Source organism: Janthinobacterium sp. P210005, assembly GCF_036231865.1.
Taxonomy (GTDB): domain Bacteria; phylum Pseudomonadota; class Gammaproteobacteria; order Burkholderiales; family Burkholderiaceae_D; genus Janthinobacterium; species Janthinobacterium kumbetense.
The window spans coordinates 1352248-1369977 of sequence record NZ_JAZARC010000001.1; the positions used below are offsets into that span (position 1 = coordinate 1352248).

At 61.4% G+C, this 17730-nt stretch carries 13 protein-coding genes; all 13 read right to left on the bottom strand.

The features are described 5' to 3' along the window. Positions 1–4: 4 nt before the first annotated feature. Positions 5–1504 carry a nucleobase:cation symporter-2 family protein gene (locus tag VPH40_RS05880; RefSeq protein ID WP_328572959.1) on the bottom strand — a complete coding sequence of 500 codons (1500 nt, stop codon included), beginning with the start codon at positions 1502–1504 and terminating at the stop codon, positions 5–7. Between the two features lie 558 nt (positions 1505–2062). Then, on the bottom strand, positions 2063–2227 hold the full coding sequence (locus VPH40_RS05885; protein ID WP_180278751.1) for a hypothetical protein: 165 nt from the start codon (positions 2225–2227) through the stop codon (positions 2063–2065). Positions 2228–2382: 155 nt separating this feature from the next. Continuing rightward, positions 2383–2709, bottom strand: coding sequence for a hypothetical protein (locus VPH40_RS05890; protein WP_328572960.1), 327 nt, complete (start codon positions 2707–2709; stop codon positions 2383–2385). After that, on the bottom strand, positions 2706–3203 hold the full coding sequence (locus VPH40_RS05895) for a glycoside hydrolase family 19 protein (protein WP_328572961.1): 498 nt from the start codon (positions 3201–3203) through the stop codon (positions 2706–2708). The genes VPH40_RS05890 and VPH40_RS05895 overlap by 4 nt, the downstream gene beginning before the upstream one ends. A 14-nt stretch (positions 3204–3217) precedes the next feature. Further along, positions 3218–3646, bottom strand: coding sequence for a hypothetical protein (locus tag VPH40_RS05900; protein WP_099667445.1), 429 nt, complete (start codon positions 3644–3646; stop codon positions 3218–3220). Between the two features lie 68 nt (positions 3647–3714). Next, positions 3715–5514, bottom strand: a complete 1800-nt coding sequence (locus tag VPH40_RS05905) for a hypothetical protein (protein WP_328572962.1) — start codon at positions 5512–5514, stop codon at positions 3715–3717. Next, positions 5515–6369: a hypothetical protein gene (locus tag VPH40_RS05910; protein ID WP_328572963.1), complete on the bottom strand. Its 855-nt coding sequence runs from the start codon at positions 6367–6369 to the stop codon at positions 5515–5517. Positions 6370–6552: 183 nt separating this feature from the next. Next, positions 6553–8385, bottom strand: a complete 1833-nt coding sequence (locus VPH40_RS05915; protein ID WP_328572964.1) for a hypothetical protein — start codon at positions 8383–8385, stop codon at positions 6553–6555. Further along, the gene (locus VPH40_RS05920) at positions 8385–9215 is read right to left on the bottom strand and encodes a hypothetical protein (RefSeq protein WP_328572965.1); all 831 of its coding nucleotides are present in this window, start codon (positions 9213–9215) and stop codon (positions 8385–8387) included. Before VPH40_RS05920 ends, VPH40_RS05915 begins: the two co-directional genes overlap by 1 nt. Next, positions 9212–9700 carry a DUF4376 domain-containing protein gene (locus VPH40_RS05925; protein ID WP_328572966.1) on the bottom strand — a complete coding sequence of 163 codons (489 nt, stop codon included), beginning with the start codon at positions 9698–9700 and terminating at the stop codon, positions 9212–9214. Before VPH40_RS05925 ends, VPH40_RS05920 begins: the two co-directional genes overlap by 4 nt. Continuing rightward, positions 9700–11628 carry a hypothetical protein gene (locus tag VPH40_RS05930; protein ID WP_305062230.1) on the bottom strand — a complete coding sequence of 643 codons (1929 nt, stop codon included), beginning with the start codon at positions 11626–11628 and terminating at the stop codon, positions 9700–9702. The genes VPH40_RS05925 and VPH40_RS05930 overlap by 1 nt, the downstream gene beginning before the upstream one ends. Beyond that, positions 11625–13094, bottom strand: coding sequence for a hypothetical protein (locus VPH40_RS05935; RefSeq protein ID WP_328572967.1), 1470 nt, complete (start codon positions 13092–13094; stop codon positions 11625–11627). Before VPH40_RS05935 ends, VPH40_RS05930 begins: the two co-directional genes overlap by 4 nt. Further along, complete coding sequence (locus VPH40_RS05940; protein WP_328572968.1) at positions 13091–17665, bottom strand: tape measure protein; 4575 nt, start codon at positions 17663–17665, stop codon at positions 13091–13093. Before VPH40_RS05940 ends, VPH40_RS05935 begins: the two co-directional genes overlap by 4 nt. Positions 17666–17730 lie beyond the last annotated feature (65 nt).

Consider the following 17730-nt stretch of genomic DNA (forward strand, 5'->3'; position numbering starts at 1 on the left):
CGCCTTACTCGCTGCCATGGGTGTGCTCGCGCGCCTGCTCCCGCGCTTTTTCCTGCGATGCCAAGCCGTTGAAGAACAGATTGAGCAGCACGGCGACGATGGCGGCCAGCAATATGCCGCTGTGCAGCAGCGGTGACAGGGCCTTCGGCATGTGCTGCGCGTACTGTTCCGCCACCAGCGGCAGCATGCCGAAGCCGATAGACAGGGCCACGATGAACAGGTTGTTGCGGTTGCTCTTGTAATCAACGCCGGCCAGGATGCGGATGCCGGTGGCGGCGACCATGCCGAACATCACCAGCCCTGCCCCGCCCAGCACGAACGCCGGCACGGCTTCGGCCGTCTGCGCGATCTTCGGAATCACCCCCATGACGAGCAGGATAAGGCCGGCCGCTACGCAGACCCAGCGGCTGCGCACGCCCGTCACCCCCACCAGGCCCACGTTTTGCGAAAACGAGGTGTAGGGAAAGGTATTGAAGATGCCGCCGATCAGGGTGCCCAGGCCATCGACGCGCAAGCCGCGGCTGATGTCGTCCTGCGTGATGCGCTTGTCCGTCATCTCTCCCAGCGCCAGAAACATGCCCAAGGACTCAATCATGACGACGATCATCACCAGGCTCATGGTGACGATGGCGACCACGTCGAAGGTCGGCATGCCGAACTGGAACGGCGTAACGATGGCAAAAGTCTTGGCACCGGCCACCTTGGCGAAATCGGCCTTGCCCAGCGCAAACGACAGGGCCGTGCCGGCGATGATGCCGATCAATACCGCGATATTCGACAGGAAACCGCGGCCATACTTGGCCACCAGCAAGATGACGGCCAGCACGAAGAAGGCGATGCCCATGTTATCCAGCGCCCCGTAGCCGGGATTGGCGATCAAGGGCACGGGACCGGCTGGCGCGGGCAAGCCGGCCGCCGTGGCGGCAGCGGCCATCTTGAGGAAGGCGGGATCGGCGATTTGCGCCATGGCGGGCGGCCCGCCCATGGTCCAGTTGACGCCCACGCGCATCAGCGACACGCCGATCACGGCGATGATGCTGCCGGTAACCACGGGTGGAAACAGGGCCAGCAGGCGGCTGATGAAGGGAGCGATCAGCATGGAAACGACGCCGGCGCCGATCACGGCGCCAAAGATGCCCGTGATGCCCAGGGCGGGATTGTTCGCCATGGCCAGCATGGGACTGACGGCGGCAAAGGTCACGCCCATCATGACGGGCAGGCGGATGCCGAAGTACTTGCCTATTCCCAGGGACTGGATCAGGGTGACGAGGCCGCAGCAGAACAGGTCGGCACTGATCAATGCCGCCACCTGCTCGGGCGGCAGCTTGAGGGCGCGGCCGACGATCAGCGGGACGGCGATGGCGCCCGCATACATGACGAGCACGTGCTGCAAGCCCAGCGTAAACAGTTTGCCGGTCGGCAGGATTTCATCGACGGGCGATGGCGCGGCAGGCACGGTGCCGGGCACGCTGCGGTGGATGGATTTCAGACGGGGAGTGGCCATTTACGCTCCATTTCCTGGGTTACCGCGGCCCGGATGGGCGCAGGTGAAAGGGAAAAGCAAGAGAGAAACGGGACGACAGGAACACACTGACGGCGGATGAGGCATGCGAAGCTCCTTGGATGGGACGACCAAGGTATGCCATGCACGCATCGTGCCAGCACCGATTGTATACAGGAATCGTGCCGAAAATCGCCAGAGATCAGGCAATTTAACGATGGATGCACCGTTTTCTCGCATGCCGCCCCGCACCTGCACCAGAAGGCGGCACAAGGTGGCGGGGCTGGCAGGTCGCGGATAGCGGATGGCGGATGGCGGATGGCTGGAGTTGGAGTTGGAGTTGGAGTTGGAGTTGGAGTTGGGAACTGGAGTCTGATGCTGGAACCTGGCGACTGGTGCTGAGAGCCTATCCCAGTAGATGCATACATCCCCTGCTGGCGCCTCTCGGAAGCGGGGACTGCGTTGATCGTCGTGGCGTGGCTCGCCACGCGCCCCCCCTCACGCCATGTCCACGCTCCTGATGCGCTGCCAGCAGAAGACGCGTCCTACCGGGATAGGCGCTTAGCCACCAGAGCAGGCATCAAGCAGCGTTTCCAGCTGGCGCACATGGGCGGCACGCAATTGCTCGCGCGCCAGCAAGGCTTGCACTTGCTCGAAGATGCCGTGGGATGGCACCGCCGGCAAGGCAGGAGCGGCAGGGCGCGTGGCAATGCATGGCACGCTCACCGGCCAAGTCTCCACCTTTGATGCCGGCGCCCATGCCGCACAGCCGGTCAATAAACTCACCAGCAACAGCGCGGCGGCGCACTCGGCACTCCGCCCCCCTGCCTTCCTCCCGGCCCGCCACCCCGCACTCCACCCCGCACTCGCAGGCGACGGCCTCATGGCATTTCGCTGGCGATCAGCGCCTCGGCGGCACGGCAGGCGTCACCTTCGGGCTGCAGCGCCAGAATGCGCGCCGCTGCCGCTTGCGCATCTGCCTGCCCGGCCTGCGCCGTGGCCAGCGCCTGCCGCACCCGCGCCGACCGGCGTGCGCCCTCTTCCCGCATCGCATTCAGCGCCTGGGTCTGGCGCCGCAACAGGCCCTGCACCTCCTGCACTTGCGCCGTGCACGCGGCGCGACTGGCTTCGCGGCCCCAGCGCTGGGCGCAAAACACGGCTGCCCCCAGCAACAGCAGCATGGCCATAATGCTCAACGACGGCTTCATGCCAGCACCTTGCGCGCTGCTGCATACAAGGCCAGACGTTCGGCCAGGCCGTTCACGCCGCCGTTGATGCGGCGCGTCACCCTTTCCTGGTCGCCCGCGTCGGCCAGGCGGTTCAAGCCGCGCGATTGCCAGAACCAGCCCGCCGAGCGACACGCGAACATCGTTTCCTCCAGCAACTGCGGCGCCGCAAGCAAGTCCAGGCCCAGCGACACGCCGCACGCCGCATAATTGGCGCGCCCCGTCACCTGCAGCAAGCCGCGCCCCTTGAAGCGCACGCCATCGCCGACAATCACATTGCCCAGATCCGCCCTCCCCTCATAAGCCGCGCCGCTGGCCAGCTCGCGCACATAGCGCAGCTGTCCCGATTCGTGGCCCACCTGTGCCAGGAACGCTGCCTGGCGCAGCGGCGTATCAATACCGAATTCGGCCATCGCCGCATTCAAGGGCGCCAGGAACAGCATAGCGCGGCGGCCGGCCAACGGCATGATCTGCATCAATTGCGCGCCTGTCACAGCATGCCCCGCACATCCTTGACGGTGGCGGCCGCATCGGCCGCCAGTTCGCCGATATCCTTGCCGCGCCGCTTGTCGAACCAGCGCACGCAGGCACCCAGCACCCACCAGGCGGGCAAGCCGGCCGCCACCATCAGCGGCGCGGCGATGAACAAAAACCCCGTGGCCGGATCGCCGCCATACAGCCCCGCCACGGTCTTCGCGCTGTCGAACAGGCTGGGCCACCACGACAGCACGGCGGCCACGAGCACGGGACCGAGAAAGGTGGAAATGATGATGCTGGAACAAAAACGAATGAATGCCTCCTTGGTGGACTGGGGCCACATGAACATGAAGCCCAGCGACGTGGCGGCGGCGCCGGCCAGCACGGGCACGCCAAACAGTTTGATCAATGCGCCGCCGGCGGCGGTGGTTTCGAGGGCCATGATTGCCTTTCAGGTGGTGGAAATGAAAAAACCCGCCGAAGCGGGTTGGGATGTTGCAAGCGCAGTCTTTATGCCACTTTCACGATGACACGGGCGCGTCCATCATCTTCGATGGCGATGACCTTGCCGATGGCACGCATGTATTGCTGGAGCGTCATATCTTCCTCATTGATGGCAATGCCCGCAATGCCCTCGCCTTGCTGTACCGGCAAGATGAACTGTCCGGAAGTGGCTCCCAGGACGTTGCATGGCACCTGACCGGCGAAAGCGATGCGGTCGACCGTCTGGCGCAGCGCTTCGAGTGCTGCATCGAAGGCAAGCCCGGGAGCCTGCCGAACAGCCCACTCTTCATCCGTATCGCCTGCCAGCGGCACCTCGCGGTATACGGCAGCCTTGGCGGGAATCGCTGGCGTGAGCAGGGTCAGGCCATCGTAGACGGCTTCGACAGCAGGTTGCGCCTCGCTGACCAGCTGCGATTCGACGCTATCGGGTACACGCGTCACGGATGGCGGACGGGGACCGAGCCGCTGCGACCATTTGTCGCCACCCACCATGCAGGGATCGGTGGATTTCACGGCAAACGAGATGGCATCAGCCCAGCGATCGGTAAGCTTGCCATCTGCGCCGATGCCGATCACCTGTCCTGCGACGACGATGGCGCATGCAGGAGACTTCAACATGTATTCGGCATAGTCGGCGCCACTGGCATTGATCGTGCCGGCGGCATTGATGCTGCGGCCGGTGGTCTGGAGGCCCACATACAGCACGGCGGTGCTCCCTGCCCATGATGCGGTACCGGCGCCAGCCAGCACCGCCAGGGTGGCCGTCGCCGGTTCGCCAGTGCGGCCCACGTACAGTATCTCCCCCGCCGGCATCGTATCCTTGTAAATCGTATGGAGATCACGCGCCGCCGCGCCCGTGGAAGCGGGGCCGCACCGCATATTGCCCGGCCACGCCACCTGGCCCGTGCCGGTAACGCCCAGCAAGGGTGCGGAGAGATTCCCGCTGCTTTCGTCATAGGCCCGCAGATTCATCTTGTAGCCTTGATAGTAAAGACTACCGGTTCCTGCGGAAGTTGACCAAAGGAAGCGACCGGGAAACGCAGCGCCGGCTATGCCGCCGACACCCAACGCGCCCACTTCGTAATATGTGTTGGGCAACAATGGATTGCCGCCGTTTGGCACCAGCAGGCTACTTTGCTGTCCGCCGCGTAGACCTACATGAATGGTTTTAGGGCCATTCAACGTCGAATTAGTCTGTAATTCGACGGCTCCCGGCCTTACTGTCATGGCTGGTGCGCCGCCAACGCTCAGCGCATATACTGCGATGGCATCCCACGAATCCTTGGGCAGCTCGGTACCAAGGAATTCCAGTTTTTGCTGAAACCACATATTTGAATCGATATAGCAGGACAGCGTGGAAAACTGCACCGCGCCCACATAAATGACGCCATCGCTGCCTATCTTTACTCCCTGGATATCGGCATGCTTGCCATCGCCGGTGCTATACCAGGAGCCGCGAATCTTACCGTCATTATCACAGCGCAACAAAATCACCGTTTCGATGCCATTGGAAGAACCTTCGTAGGATGAATACGAGGTCGCGCCGGAAATCCGGATAGTGGCTTCGCCGCTCAAGGCGGCCACATTGAATTTGGCAATACGCCACCAGCCATTGCTTAGACCAACATTCTGTTGCTGACCAGGACCACGCACCGCCATGGTCATGAAGCTCGGCGTCGTGATCGGTCCCGACATGGTGCCGCCAGTTAAAGGCAGTGCGTTGTACGGCCCCGCCGCAAACGCCCGATCCATTTCATTCAATTTCTCGTTGACGTTGGGCATGCCGTCATAAAATTTGTCAGCCATTTAAATTCCTTCAATTTGTAGTGGTGCAGAATAAGTGTCAAAGTACGGCGTAGTTACCGCATCGCTATTGCTGGCTTTGCCATACAGCATGTAGTCCTGCTCCAGCAGCGGATCCGGGTTTTCCGGAAACAAACTGAACAGCATCGCCTTGCCCTTGCCGTTCTCGCGCAGGATGCGCATGAAGCGCGCGCGGTCCATCGGTGTCAGGTGCATCAGATTGATGCTCAGCTTGTCGCTGCTCGTGCCCAGCGCAGTTTTCAGGTTGCCTGCACCCGTGCGGTAATTTTCACTGCTATCCTGCGTCTGCAACTGGACGCCATACTCGGCGTTGTATTGCGGTGACCAGTAGTTGCCCACCACCAGCCGCGAGATTTCCAGGTAGCCTTCCGGGCTTTGTCGCGCAGACACGTCGATCACTATCTGGCGCACGCGCACAGGAGCGAACCATGTCACGCCGTCGGAGCCGCCGCCGCAGGGCCAAGTGTTTACACCACCCCACTGATAGGCGTTCCAGCCGAGCGGCAGAACGCCCCAGGGATAGGAGCCATGCACGGCAGCCGGGCACGGGAAGATGCTGCCTGTATCGAATACCGGCACGGCGTCGCCCGGCTGGGCATAGCCGCGCACGCGCATGCGCGCGCTGCTGGTCATGTTGGTGGAGATCAGCGCCACGCAGGCGATGGACTCCTGCGTCGGCCAGGTGGCGGTGATAGTCTGTGCAGTGCCGCTGGCGCGCAGCACGGCATTCTTGCTGTCGCGCTGCAGGTTGGCCGGACCCAGTTCGCCGGTTTGGCTCGATGCAGTCAGCACCGCGCGGTCAGCGGCGTTGTCGTAGATGATGCGAAGATTGCTCATGGCAGCAATGCCCCTTCCAGAATGAGGTAAGTGATTGGTGAAATAAACCCAGTGGCAACGCCGATAGGCTCGGTGGCGGCAAATTCCCAGCACCGCTTCGACAGCATCGTCTCGACTATCCCGGTACTGGTGAAGGAAATAAAAAAACCCGCCGAAGCGGGTTTGAGAGGGATTACTGCCTGGTCACACGGCCTTGACCATCACATAAGCCCGGCCGTCCGGCTCGATCGAGATCACGCGGCCGACTGCATGCAGGTACTGCTTCATGCTGAGATCGTCCTCGTGCACGGCGATGCCCTTGATGCCGGCGCCGTCCTGCACCGGCACGATGTAGTCGCCCGGCAGCGTGCCCAACACGTTCACCGGCACGCGGCCGGCGATGGCGATGCGGTCGACCTTCTGGCGCTCGGTTTCCAGGGCTGCGTCGAAGGCGGCCATGGCTGTGGCGTCCTGCTGCAAGGCGGTGTTGTGAGCCGCCAGTGCAGTTGCGAAGGCAGTCAGCTTTTCGGCCCACTCGTCATCGGTGTCGCCTGGTTCGGTTACCACGTCCTCATATTCCGGTGGGTTGGTGCCGGGCACGGGCTGCTGCGTGATCACGTCTTCGCGGCGCAGCGGTTGGCTTGGTGCTGGCCCTGCCTGGGGCGATGGGCGCGACCCTACGTCGTTGGCCCAGGAATCACCACCGACGAACGAGGGCGCTGTCGATTTGATCGAGAACATGACGGCATCGGACCATTGGTCGGTGACTTTATTGTCGGCGGTGATGCCGACTATTTGACCAGGGGCGATGATGCCACAAATTGAGCTTTTGAAAATGTATTCGGCATAGTCATTGCCCATTGTATTGACAGTGCCCTTGTTATTACTACTACGCCCAGTAATAGTATTAGCCATTACGATCATCGCCGCACCAGATGTATTGCCCCAATCACCGGAACACTTTCTAAACCCAACCGAAGTATTGATAGTAAAAATATCAGAATTTTGAACACCACCAAGATCAATGACATGTGTACCGCCAGTATCAGCCGATCCTGCCTTAAGTAATGGAATGTATACTGCACCTGTCCCAAGTACCGATATTAGATCATTACTCCAGTAATTTGACTCCGTGTCATATGCCTTTAGAGCCATCCTGTAACTGGTTTTGTACAGGTTGTTTGGTGTTCCATTGTTATTACCAGCGGATGTAAACCAGCTGAAACAGCCAGGGTAAGTAGTTCCTGCTACTCCACCAACTCCAATTCGTAAGCTATCGCGAGCCTGTGCGGCCGCCATACCAACGCCACCCGGAGATAAGAACGATGTAGTAATCGACCCGTCACCTACCGCAATCTGCTCACTAACCTGCAGCCCCTTGCCGTTAGTTGCGCCCTTCCACCGTGGTGCAATGTAAACCGGGTTTCCTGGCTGTGTTGCTGAATCGAATACTATTGTTCCAATTGGCGTCGAGTTAGTCTCAACAGGTACTGCATACGTTGTTGTATTTATCCCAGTCAAATCGAATGAAATAGTTGAAAATACACCACCATCAAAAAAGGCATAAACATCATGTTTTCCATCGGCGCGTCGCACAACCATAATCCGAGATTGCCAAATTACCGGACCTTCAATATGCCAGTCCACGTAAAAACCGCCTCGCACGCCCATAAATATGGTAAATGGGGTTGAGGTAGACGCCGCCCAGAGATTATTGAATACGCCGCGAATAAGAAGATTCGCATATGCCCCTTCACCTTCTTCGTTAATTGTGGCGATAAGGAGCCAGCGAGTGGTCGCAGTTCCTTGCGATAAAAAGTTAAAGCCATACTTGGCAGTCGTTCCAGCACCGATAGGTGCGCCTGATCTGATAGGAATCGCAGGATCAAGCCATGCCGGATTCATATAGCCATTCGGCCCAGCGAGAGGCGACATGCCCACCTTTGGCGCATACGACGCCACCACGGCGCCCCGTCCAGCCAGTTCATTCAAGCGCTGGATCGTGTCTTTCTGGCCATAGTAAAAAAAATCGCTCATTACAACTCCTCAATTTCAATGTTGGTGGTATATGCCTGGAAAGATGGCGCGGTGATGGCGGCCAGGTTGGCCAGTCGCCCATACACCTGGTGCGCCTGCTCCAGCTCGACATCGTCGCTATCCGGATACAGGCTGACAAAAAGCGGGCGCGACAGGCCGTTGCCGCGCACGATGCGCCACAACTCGGCCCGGTCCAGCGGCGTCATGTGATCAAGCGCCAGCGACAGCTTGCGGTACATCACGCCCCGCTCCACCTTCTGTTCGCCTGCGCCGTTGCGGTACTGGCTGCTGGTATCGACCGGCGTGATACCGGCGCCATACGACGCGTTCTGCTCGGGGCTCCAGTAAGGGCCAGCTACCAGGCGCGCGGCCTCGATGTAGCCAGCAGGATTGTCGGGGTCGGCCAGGTCGATTACCAGCTTCCTGATGCTGCGCATCTGGAACCAGCAGCGGGCGTACGTACCGCCGCCGTAACTGTAGGCATTCAAGCCCAGCGGCAATGCGCCCCAGTCCCACATGCCCAGCCGCGCATACTCGCACGCTGGCATGAGGCCCGTATCGAATGCAGGCGCAGTGTGGCCAGGCTCGATGTAGCCGCGTGCGCGGATGGTCGCCCCTGGAGTCAGGTTGCAAAACGGCAGGGCCACGCCGCCGACAATTTCCGGTGACGGCCACGTTGCCGTGATGGTCAGCGCAGCGCCGGTTGAGCGCACTACCAGAGACTTTCCCTCGCGCTGCAAATTGGCCGGCCCCAAGGTGCCGGCCTGGCTCGATGCCGTCAACACTGCACGGTCGGCGGCGTTGTCATAGATAATGCGCAAGTTGCTCATGCATCCCCCTGCGCTGGCCAAACGATGGCATCAAGCGCGTCAAACGAGGTGGCGGCGGCGATCTGCCCCCGCAAGTAAAGGGCGATAGCGAACGCCTCGGCAACGTGTGCCCCCAGCGCGGCGCCGACGCCGATCATGCCGGCAGCATCGAGCGTCAAATGGGTGTTATCCGACAAGGTCCAGTCGATGCTGTATGGCTGGCCGGCAGCCTGCGCCATCAAAGCCAGTTGCGTGGCCCCCACGATACGGTCCTTGTCCGCTTGGTACAAGACGCCATCGCACATGAAATCTGCGGTTTCAGCCAAGCTGCGTGCCGCCTTGATGCGCTCCCAAGTGCGCACTTTGACGCCATCGAGCGTTCTTGCATCTATCCACATGTCTGCCACCGCATCGTATTCGTGATGCTCGCTGGGTTGGGGCGGTATCGTGTTTCCTGTGCGCTCGTTTGTGTGAGTGCCGTCACTGTTAACGATGATGGTTTCCATTAAAAGTTCCTTGCGATCACAGTCGCCTGACATTGTTTAAGATAAAGCTTCCTCATGTCCGCAGCTCTGAGCGATGCATTGGTAGCGGAAACGCCGAACTGGACCGTGCCACCGACTCCAATATTCAACGTAAGCCCGTAGCCAGTCGCAGCAGGAGCATCGCCTCCCTGCCGTTCCTCAACACCACTCATCCACATCCACTCCCCGTCATTGACGCGGTACCAGATGCTCAGCTGATCGTCGACCACCGCTGTACAAATGATCGAGAAAAACACCGGACCGGAGCGAATACGGCGCGCGGCAGGCCACCCTGGCGCGTTGTGCTTGAACAGTACTTCCGGCGTGCTAAATACAGCCGCGGAATTGAGCGACGAAGCCTCGATGTATACCCCGGATGCGGACGACTGTAGCGAAACAGATGGAAACTCCGGCTCGAAAAACGCAGTTGCTTTGTCTGTTGTGCCGACTGATACGCGCGCCGACGAGAGGTCGCCGGAAAAGGTTCCCTTCACCGACTTAAGTTCGCCTGAAAACTCGGCTTTTCCTTCATTGACGACCAGACCAGGCATTTCCACATACCCACTACTGGCGATCTGGACATAGCGACCGGTATGCAGGTTTCCAATCAAAAGCCCCTGCTCGCTTAGGTGAAAACCCATACCTCCATTGCTGGGCCAGGCGTAAGAATTGGTCGGATAGCCGGGCCCGCCGTGCAGCGTCGTGCCGTACAAATCGCCAGCAACCACACTCCCCAGGTTCGCCCTGATGGCGCCAAGCGTGTCGCCCACAATCGCCTTCGCCGCCACAGTCCCATCGACCAGCAAGCTGCCGTTCAACACCGTGCCCAACACCATCCAGGCGCCATCAACGTAGAACTTCGTCACCGCATGCGTCGCGTCATACAAGGTCACCACGTCGCGATTCATAGGTGCGCCATAGCCTGCACGCCCCAGTTCATACACGGCCGACGCATCCGACCAGATGGAATAGCCAGGTGCCGTCACCGTCACCGTGCCGCGCTGGCCGGGGGCGCCATCGGCGGCCAGGCGCGCAGCAGCGGCCCATTCGCCTGGGGCGATGTCATCGGTCGCCGCGCTTGAAACGGCCGTGGCGCCGGACATGAACAGATAGGCGCCGCCCGCCGACGGCACCTGGGTCGACCAGCCATTGTTCAGTCCCGCCAATTTGCCCGTGGCAAACGTAAACGTGCAGACGGCCGTGGGCAGCGGCGGCGCAATATTGGTCGCGCCACGCTGATAGATGGGCACGGAAATCACGTTCAAACCGTCGACGCCATCCTTGGCCAGTTGCACCGCCGCCGCCCACTCATTGGCGGCGATCTTGTCCGTCGTATTGCGCGAACTGGCGGCTGCCACGCGCACGTACAGCGGCGCCGTGCCGGCCGGGATATTCTTCGACCAGCCATTGGCCAGGTCGTTGCCGGCCGGCGTCGTGATGGCCGCCGTGGCAAAGGTAAAGATCACGTCGCCCGGCGTATCGGCTGGCGCAGCGGCAGCACGCTTGTAAGCGAAGGCCTGGCCCGTGTTCAATCCCGCCAGGCCCGTCTCGCCGGCGGCGCCGTCGAAGACCTTGCTGACCATGTAATTGGCGAGGTAATCGACGCCGAATTCACGGATACGTGCCTGCACCAGCGCCGTATCGGTAGTCATGTTGGCAAAATCGACCGTGGCCACGTTGCCGTTCACCTGCAAGGCTGTGCCGGCGGATACGGAAAACACGATATCGCCCACCACATTGACCGGCTTGGCGGTAATGGCGATCGAGCCGGGTGCTCCCTCGCCGGCGCTATTGACGCGAAAGACGGGCGTGCTGGCGGACATCAGGATCGCCTTGCCATCGGCAACGGTACTGAAACGCTCTGCCGTTGCCTGCAGCAGCCTGTCGCGCTCCCCCACTATGGCGCTCATACGAGCACCCCCACCGTCACTCTGCCCGTCAGCCAGAAGCGCGACAGCATCACCACCACGCCCGGTACGCCACCCTGCAAGCCAAAGCGTTCAGCGCGCAGTTGTACGGGCTGTCCCAGTTCCAGCATCATCATCTCGGGTTCTCCATCGAATTCATAAATGGTGCGCGGCACCTTGTTCAAGGCCAAGCGCCGCTGCGCTTCCGCGCGGGCGTCGGCCCGAGTCTTGAGGCACGTATCGATCTGCACCGGGTCGTCGCTCAGGCGATAGCGTGCGCGCACCGCCTCGTCAACCACCGTCTCCGTCAGCCATTCCGTGGCGTACAAATCCGCATGCGCGGGCGGAATGCTGGTCGTCAGGGCTGCCTGCAGCGTGTAGTTGCGGTCGAAGCCGATCTTCACGGCCGCCGTCACGGGCACACGCTGCGCGGGACGCAGTGAGCGCTCGCGCATCTGTTCCGGACCGATTTCCATCGGCACGCCGGCAGCCGGCAGCGCGATCTGCACCAGGCGCAGCTGCCCGGTGCGCGACATGATCGCCTGGGCGCCCACGCTGGCCGCCAGTTGCTGGATGGCCTGCGCCTGGTTCGTGCGGTCCGCAACATACAGTCCCACCGGTTGCGGGTGGGCCGCGTCGAAGGCGGCCAGGTTGTCCAGGTCCAGGTCGGCCAGGGTAAAACGGTCGGCCGCCTTGCCATAGGCGGTGGCGATGCGCTGCACCAGCGGGGCGATGCGCGGCGCGTAGCCGCCACCCTTGTCACCCTGCACGCTGGCCGTGATCGTCGTGGAAAACGGATCGGTGGTCAGGTTGAAGCGGCCCGCCTGGTCATTCAAGGCCACGGCGATCGGCTTGCCGTTGGTGCGCACCTCGAACGTCGATTCGACCGCGCCGAGAAAACCGTACTCCAGGGTGGCCGGATTGGTCAGCAAGGGCGCCACGTTGTGGCACTCGCCAAACGGTATCGGCAGGATGCTGTCCTTGTTCGACGTCGCCCCCCCCAGCTTGGCTTCGGAGATCGGCGTATTCAGGCGCTGCAGCTTATCGCGCAGTACCAGGTTGATCGACTCGCGCCCCGCACTGGCCACGTCGGCGATGATGCCGTCGAAGACCAGCTGGAAATCGGCGCGCGGCCACGATGCATCGCCGGCCCAGGCCTTGATCGGCCGGTTCATCCAGACGTCATCCAGCCAGCCATCGAGAGTCCCGTCGGCGTTATCGAGTTCGATGTCGCCGCCCGACAGCCCCGCCTCGCCGGACAGGCTGACCTGTTCCGTGAAGGCCAGGCCGCCCTTGGCCAGCGGCTGGTACGCAGTATTCGCCGGCACCTCAACCGGCCCGGTGACGTAGGGCCGGGAGGAGATATACCGCGTCACCTCGCTGCCGTCCACATTCACCTGCGCCTCGATCAGCACCATGCGGATGGCCGACGAGCTTTGCAGCCATTCCTGAAATTGCGCATCGGTCATGCGTATTCTCCTTTCACTGCATTGGCCCAGGCGGATGCCCTGGACGATTTATCCACGCCATCGACCACCATCCTGGCGGCGTTGGCGTTCGATTCAAAGGTAGCCTGGATGGTGGCGCCCGTCTGCGCCCGCTGGTCGGCGCGCAAGCCTTCCAATTCGGCTCGCATGGCCTGGTTGTCTTCGCGCAGGCCGCGGATTTCGGCGACCAAGACGTCGGAACCGACGTTCGCGGCCGACGAGTAGCGCACGGGGTCGAAGACGGCCGGCGCTTCCACCGCGGCTTCTCCGAAAGAGGCGGCGACAGACATGCCGGCAGCAGGCGCAAACCGCATGCCGCCCGTGATATCGGTCTGCCCGCCTGCCCGCAACGCCGCACCCAGCGCAGCGACCGCTTGCTCGATACCGACCGCCGTCTTGTTCAGGTTAATCAACTGCCCCACCTGCGTATCGAGTGCCGTCAGCTGCTTTTGCGCGTCATTCAACTGCGTGCCCGTGATCGCCGCCAGCGCAGCCAGTTCGGCCTGGACCCTGGCCGCATCGGCCGCATAGCTCGCGCTTGCAGCGTTCACGACCTGGCTCGCCGTCAAATACGCAGTGGCCGTACCTGTCAGCGCCGACTGTGCCGCAGCATCGCCCGTCTTCGCCTTCGCCAGCGTCTCTTCATACTGACGCTGCGCCTCGGCCATCTTCTGCATCGGCGTCAAGGTCGACAGGCTGCCCAACAACAGAGAATCCTTGAACGAGCGGATGCCGTCGCCAAACGATTTCAGGCGATCGATGGTGGACTTGAGGGCCGAAGACTCCGTTTCATAGGCACTGGCAATGTCCTGCCGCGCCTGCAACTGGTCATACAAGGCCAGGTTGGTGGCATCGACGGCAGTACGCTCCTTGGCACGCAATTGCGCCGAAGTCATCGTCATCTGGTCGAGCTTTTCCTGGATGCCCTTACGCTCGTCGGCAATGCCCTGCTCCGATTTGGTCAAGTCTTCCGTCGCCGCATGCGTCTTCGCAAACGCATCGGCCAATGCCATCAGGCCCGCATACTGGTCGGCCCCCGTCTTGGTGGCCAATGCGCCGGAATTGACCAGTTGCAATACCGTATCCTTGAACTGCGCGCGCGTGGTCACGCTCGCATAGCCAAGGGCCGCCATCTGTTCCGTCACGTGTTTTTGCACGGGCGCCAGGCGCTCGGCTTCGGTCAGGTAGTTTTCGGCAAAGAATGCAGACCGATTGCCCAGTGCTTCAACGCCACCGGCAGCCTTGACCAACTGTTCACGTGCCGCCAGGGAGGCCACGCCAACGGCGCCGAATGCCTGCTGCGAGGTGCTGCCCAGGGTAGCCAGCACGCCATCAACGACAGCGTAGTGGCCTGCCAGGCGCTGCAGCGCAGCGCTCGCCGACTCGCCCTTCATGCTCAGTTGCGACAGCGATGGCACCAGTTCCTTTGCCATGGTATCACCGACGCCCGTAAAGAAATCGGCAATCGCTTTCTGGTTCGCCGCGTCGTCCTTGGTCATGACGATATTGAGCGACTGCGTGCGCGTGGCCAGGCTATCCGTGTTGACGCCCAAGGTGCTGGCGAAAGCGCCCGTCACCGCCTTCATCTGCGCATACGTATCGCCTAGCGATGCCGCCAGCTCGGCATCGACTTCAGAGCGGTCCGTACCTTTCTTATTCTTGCGGAAAAGACCGCCTTTCTGGGTCCAGTTCGAATAGCTCTCGCCCGTAAAGCCATCGGCACCGAGGTTGCCCGAAATACCGGCACTGCTGACCTTTTTCTCGCCCATGCCGAACAGGCGGTTCGCTGCTCCGCCCAGCAAGCCGCCCACCAGCGCGCCCATCGCCGTACCCACCAAGGGAAAGACGACGGTTCCCAGTGCTGCGCCAACGGCCGTACCGGCATTGACCACACCATTGCGGCCATATTCGCCCGAAATCATCTTGCCGCCATATACTCCGCCCATGACGCCGGCGGCGACGCTTGCCGCCGCGCCCACACCGGTGGCGAGAGACCCATTGGCACTGACAAACGGAGAATAAGAATTACCTTGCAGCATGTTGATACCGCGCTGCACGCCATCGGCCACCGAGTTCCCAATACCGGAAAGTCCGCTGGACAGCGAATCGTAGATGCCCTTCGCCGAACTCAGGAGCGACTGGATACCGCCACCGTTGGCCAAACTGCCCTGCGCCTGCGCCGCGCCCGGATTCAGGAACGAGGCAAAGCCGGCTGCGATCGGCGACATGATCGGTTGCAGCACGAGGTTGTTGAACATGCTCTTCAACTTGTCCCTGAACATGGTCGCCAGGTTCTTGCCGCCTTCGAAGCCGTTCATGAAGGCGTCAGTCAGCGACTTTTCGATGTCCTTGGCGCTGGCGGCCCAGTCATCGGAAGCCTTCTTGGCCGCCGCGGCAGACGCCTCCTTGGCGGCCAATTCTTCCGTCGCCGTCATGCTGCGCTGCTTGGCATCGATCAAGGCATTCAAATACTCGATCTGCGCCGCATTTTCCTTGCCCACCACCAGCGCGGCGCGCTGTTCCTTCAGCAGCGCCATTTCGTTTTGCGCGATGGCGATCTTGCTCATGCCATACACCACCACCAGCTTTTCGCCAGCCTCGGCTTCCTTGACGGCATCGGCGACGGCCTGCGTCCGTGTATCGGACAGCGCTTTCGCGTCTGCCAGCGCCTGCTCAGTCACAGCCTTGGCTTGCTTGCCCACCTCGATCTCATCAACGCGGGCCTGAAGCACCTTACGCGCAACCTCGAATCCCGCCTGCTCCGACGCAGTCAGTTTTTTCGTCTGACTCTCGCGGAGTTCCTTCAACTGAAAATCGAACTTTTGCGCCTCGTTCATCTCGGCATAACCGGCAGCTTCGCGCTTCAGGTCGCGGGCCTTGCCGTGCATCTCTTTCATCATGGATTCGAAAGGCGTGGGCGGAGCGGGAAGCGCCGGCATGCCTGTAGCGGGCCCGTTCTTCGGTTTGCCGGGCGCTTCTTGCTGCTCAAGCTGCTTGAGCTTGCCGTGCACCATATCCAGTTCGCCCTGCAGCCTTGCCAGGTTGCTGTCCACCCCGGCCTTGTCCAGGGACTGGTATTTTCCCGTGCGATTGCGCACGGCATCCATTTCCGTCGAAATCTCCAGCATGCGTTCGCCAGCCGGGGTATTCAGTCCTTTCTCCGAAACGCCCAGCTTTGCCAGCTCATTGCGCTTTGCAAGCTGGACCATCTGCTTGTCGAGTTCAGCAACGATTTCCTTGGTGCTCTTGCGCATGGGTTCTACGGCTTTCTCCGCGTTGTCCTTCGACGAACTCCCCCACATATTCCAGGCAGTAACACCTAACCCTACGACAGTCACCAGCAAACCGATATAACCGCCCATGAATGCCAAGGCGCCCTTCAGCACTCCTGCAGCCACCGATGCGGCGCGCGTTGCGGTCGTTTGCGCCACCAATGCAGCGGCATGGGCTTCGGCGGCAACTGTGGCACGGGCCTGGGCTGGGATCAGACCATTGGTGGTCAGCGCCAGCGCCACGTCGGCCTGACTGGCGCGTATCGTCGCTTGTAATTCAGCAACACGTGCGGTCGCCAGTGCGGAGGTGGCGGCGGTCGCCGTCACGTCGGCATTCGCCGCCGCCAGGGTGGATGCCAGCAAGGCCCGGTTGGCCGTGACCTTGCTATACGTAGCCACGACGACGCCGGCAGCCCAGGAACCAAATTTCGCGGTGGTCAGCGTTTCGAGCACGCCAACGACCAGGGTCAGGTTATTCGACAGAAATTCGAGGCCGCTCGTCATCAGGCGCACGGCGCCGGTCGACTCCGCCTGTCTCGCCGTGAACTCCATCACGTTATTGCTCAGGACTGTAAAGCTGCCACCGATGGTTTCGAACTGTACAGCTTCCTTGCGCAACTCTCCCAGCGCGTTCGGCAGTGCGACGGCCATCACGTCGGCGGTGATCAATCCTGCGCCGGCAAGCCCGGCGAGCGCTTCTTTCGACACGCCCAGGCCGGCGGCCATGGCCGCCATGACTTCGGGGGCAGCCTGGCTGATATCGTTAAATTGCTGGCTGCTCAGGGCGCCATCGGCGAAGGCGCTGGACAGCCCCTTGAAGGCGGTGGCGGAATCGGCCGCCGAGGCGCCGCTGATCTTGACGCCAAGATTGAGCGCCTCGGTGATGCCGGCCACTTCGGCCTGGCTGATACCCAGTTTCTTGGTCGCATCGTTCATTTGGGCATACAACCCTGCCGTGGCGGCAAGGTCCGTCTGCCCCGAGGCGGCAATGCGCTTGACATTGTCGTACGCCTCGCCATATTCCTGTGTGGTACTGGTCGACATGCGCAGTTGCGCTGTCAGTTTCGTATATTCATCAGACAGTTTGACGATCTGGCCGATATTGTTGGAAATACCCAGGTTGGAGAGTATCTCCGTGTATTTTTTCGTGACATCTTCGAGTTTGAAAGTCGACTTGGCAGCCCGCTCGCTGGCCTCGCGCATGCGTTCCAGGTCATCTGCCGCGATACGCACATTGAGCGTATCGATGCGTATCTGTAATGTTTCAATTTCAACGGTCATAATTTACCCATAAAAAAAGCCACCGCAAAGGTGACCATGCAATCGAGGCCACCTTCGCGACGGCT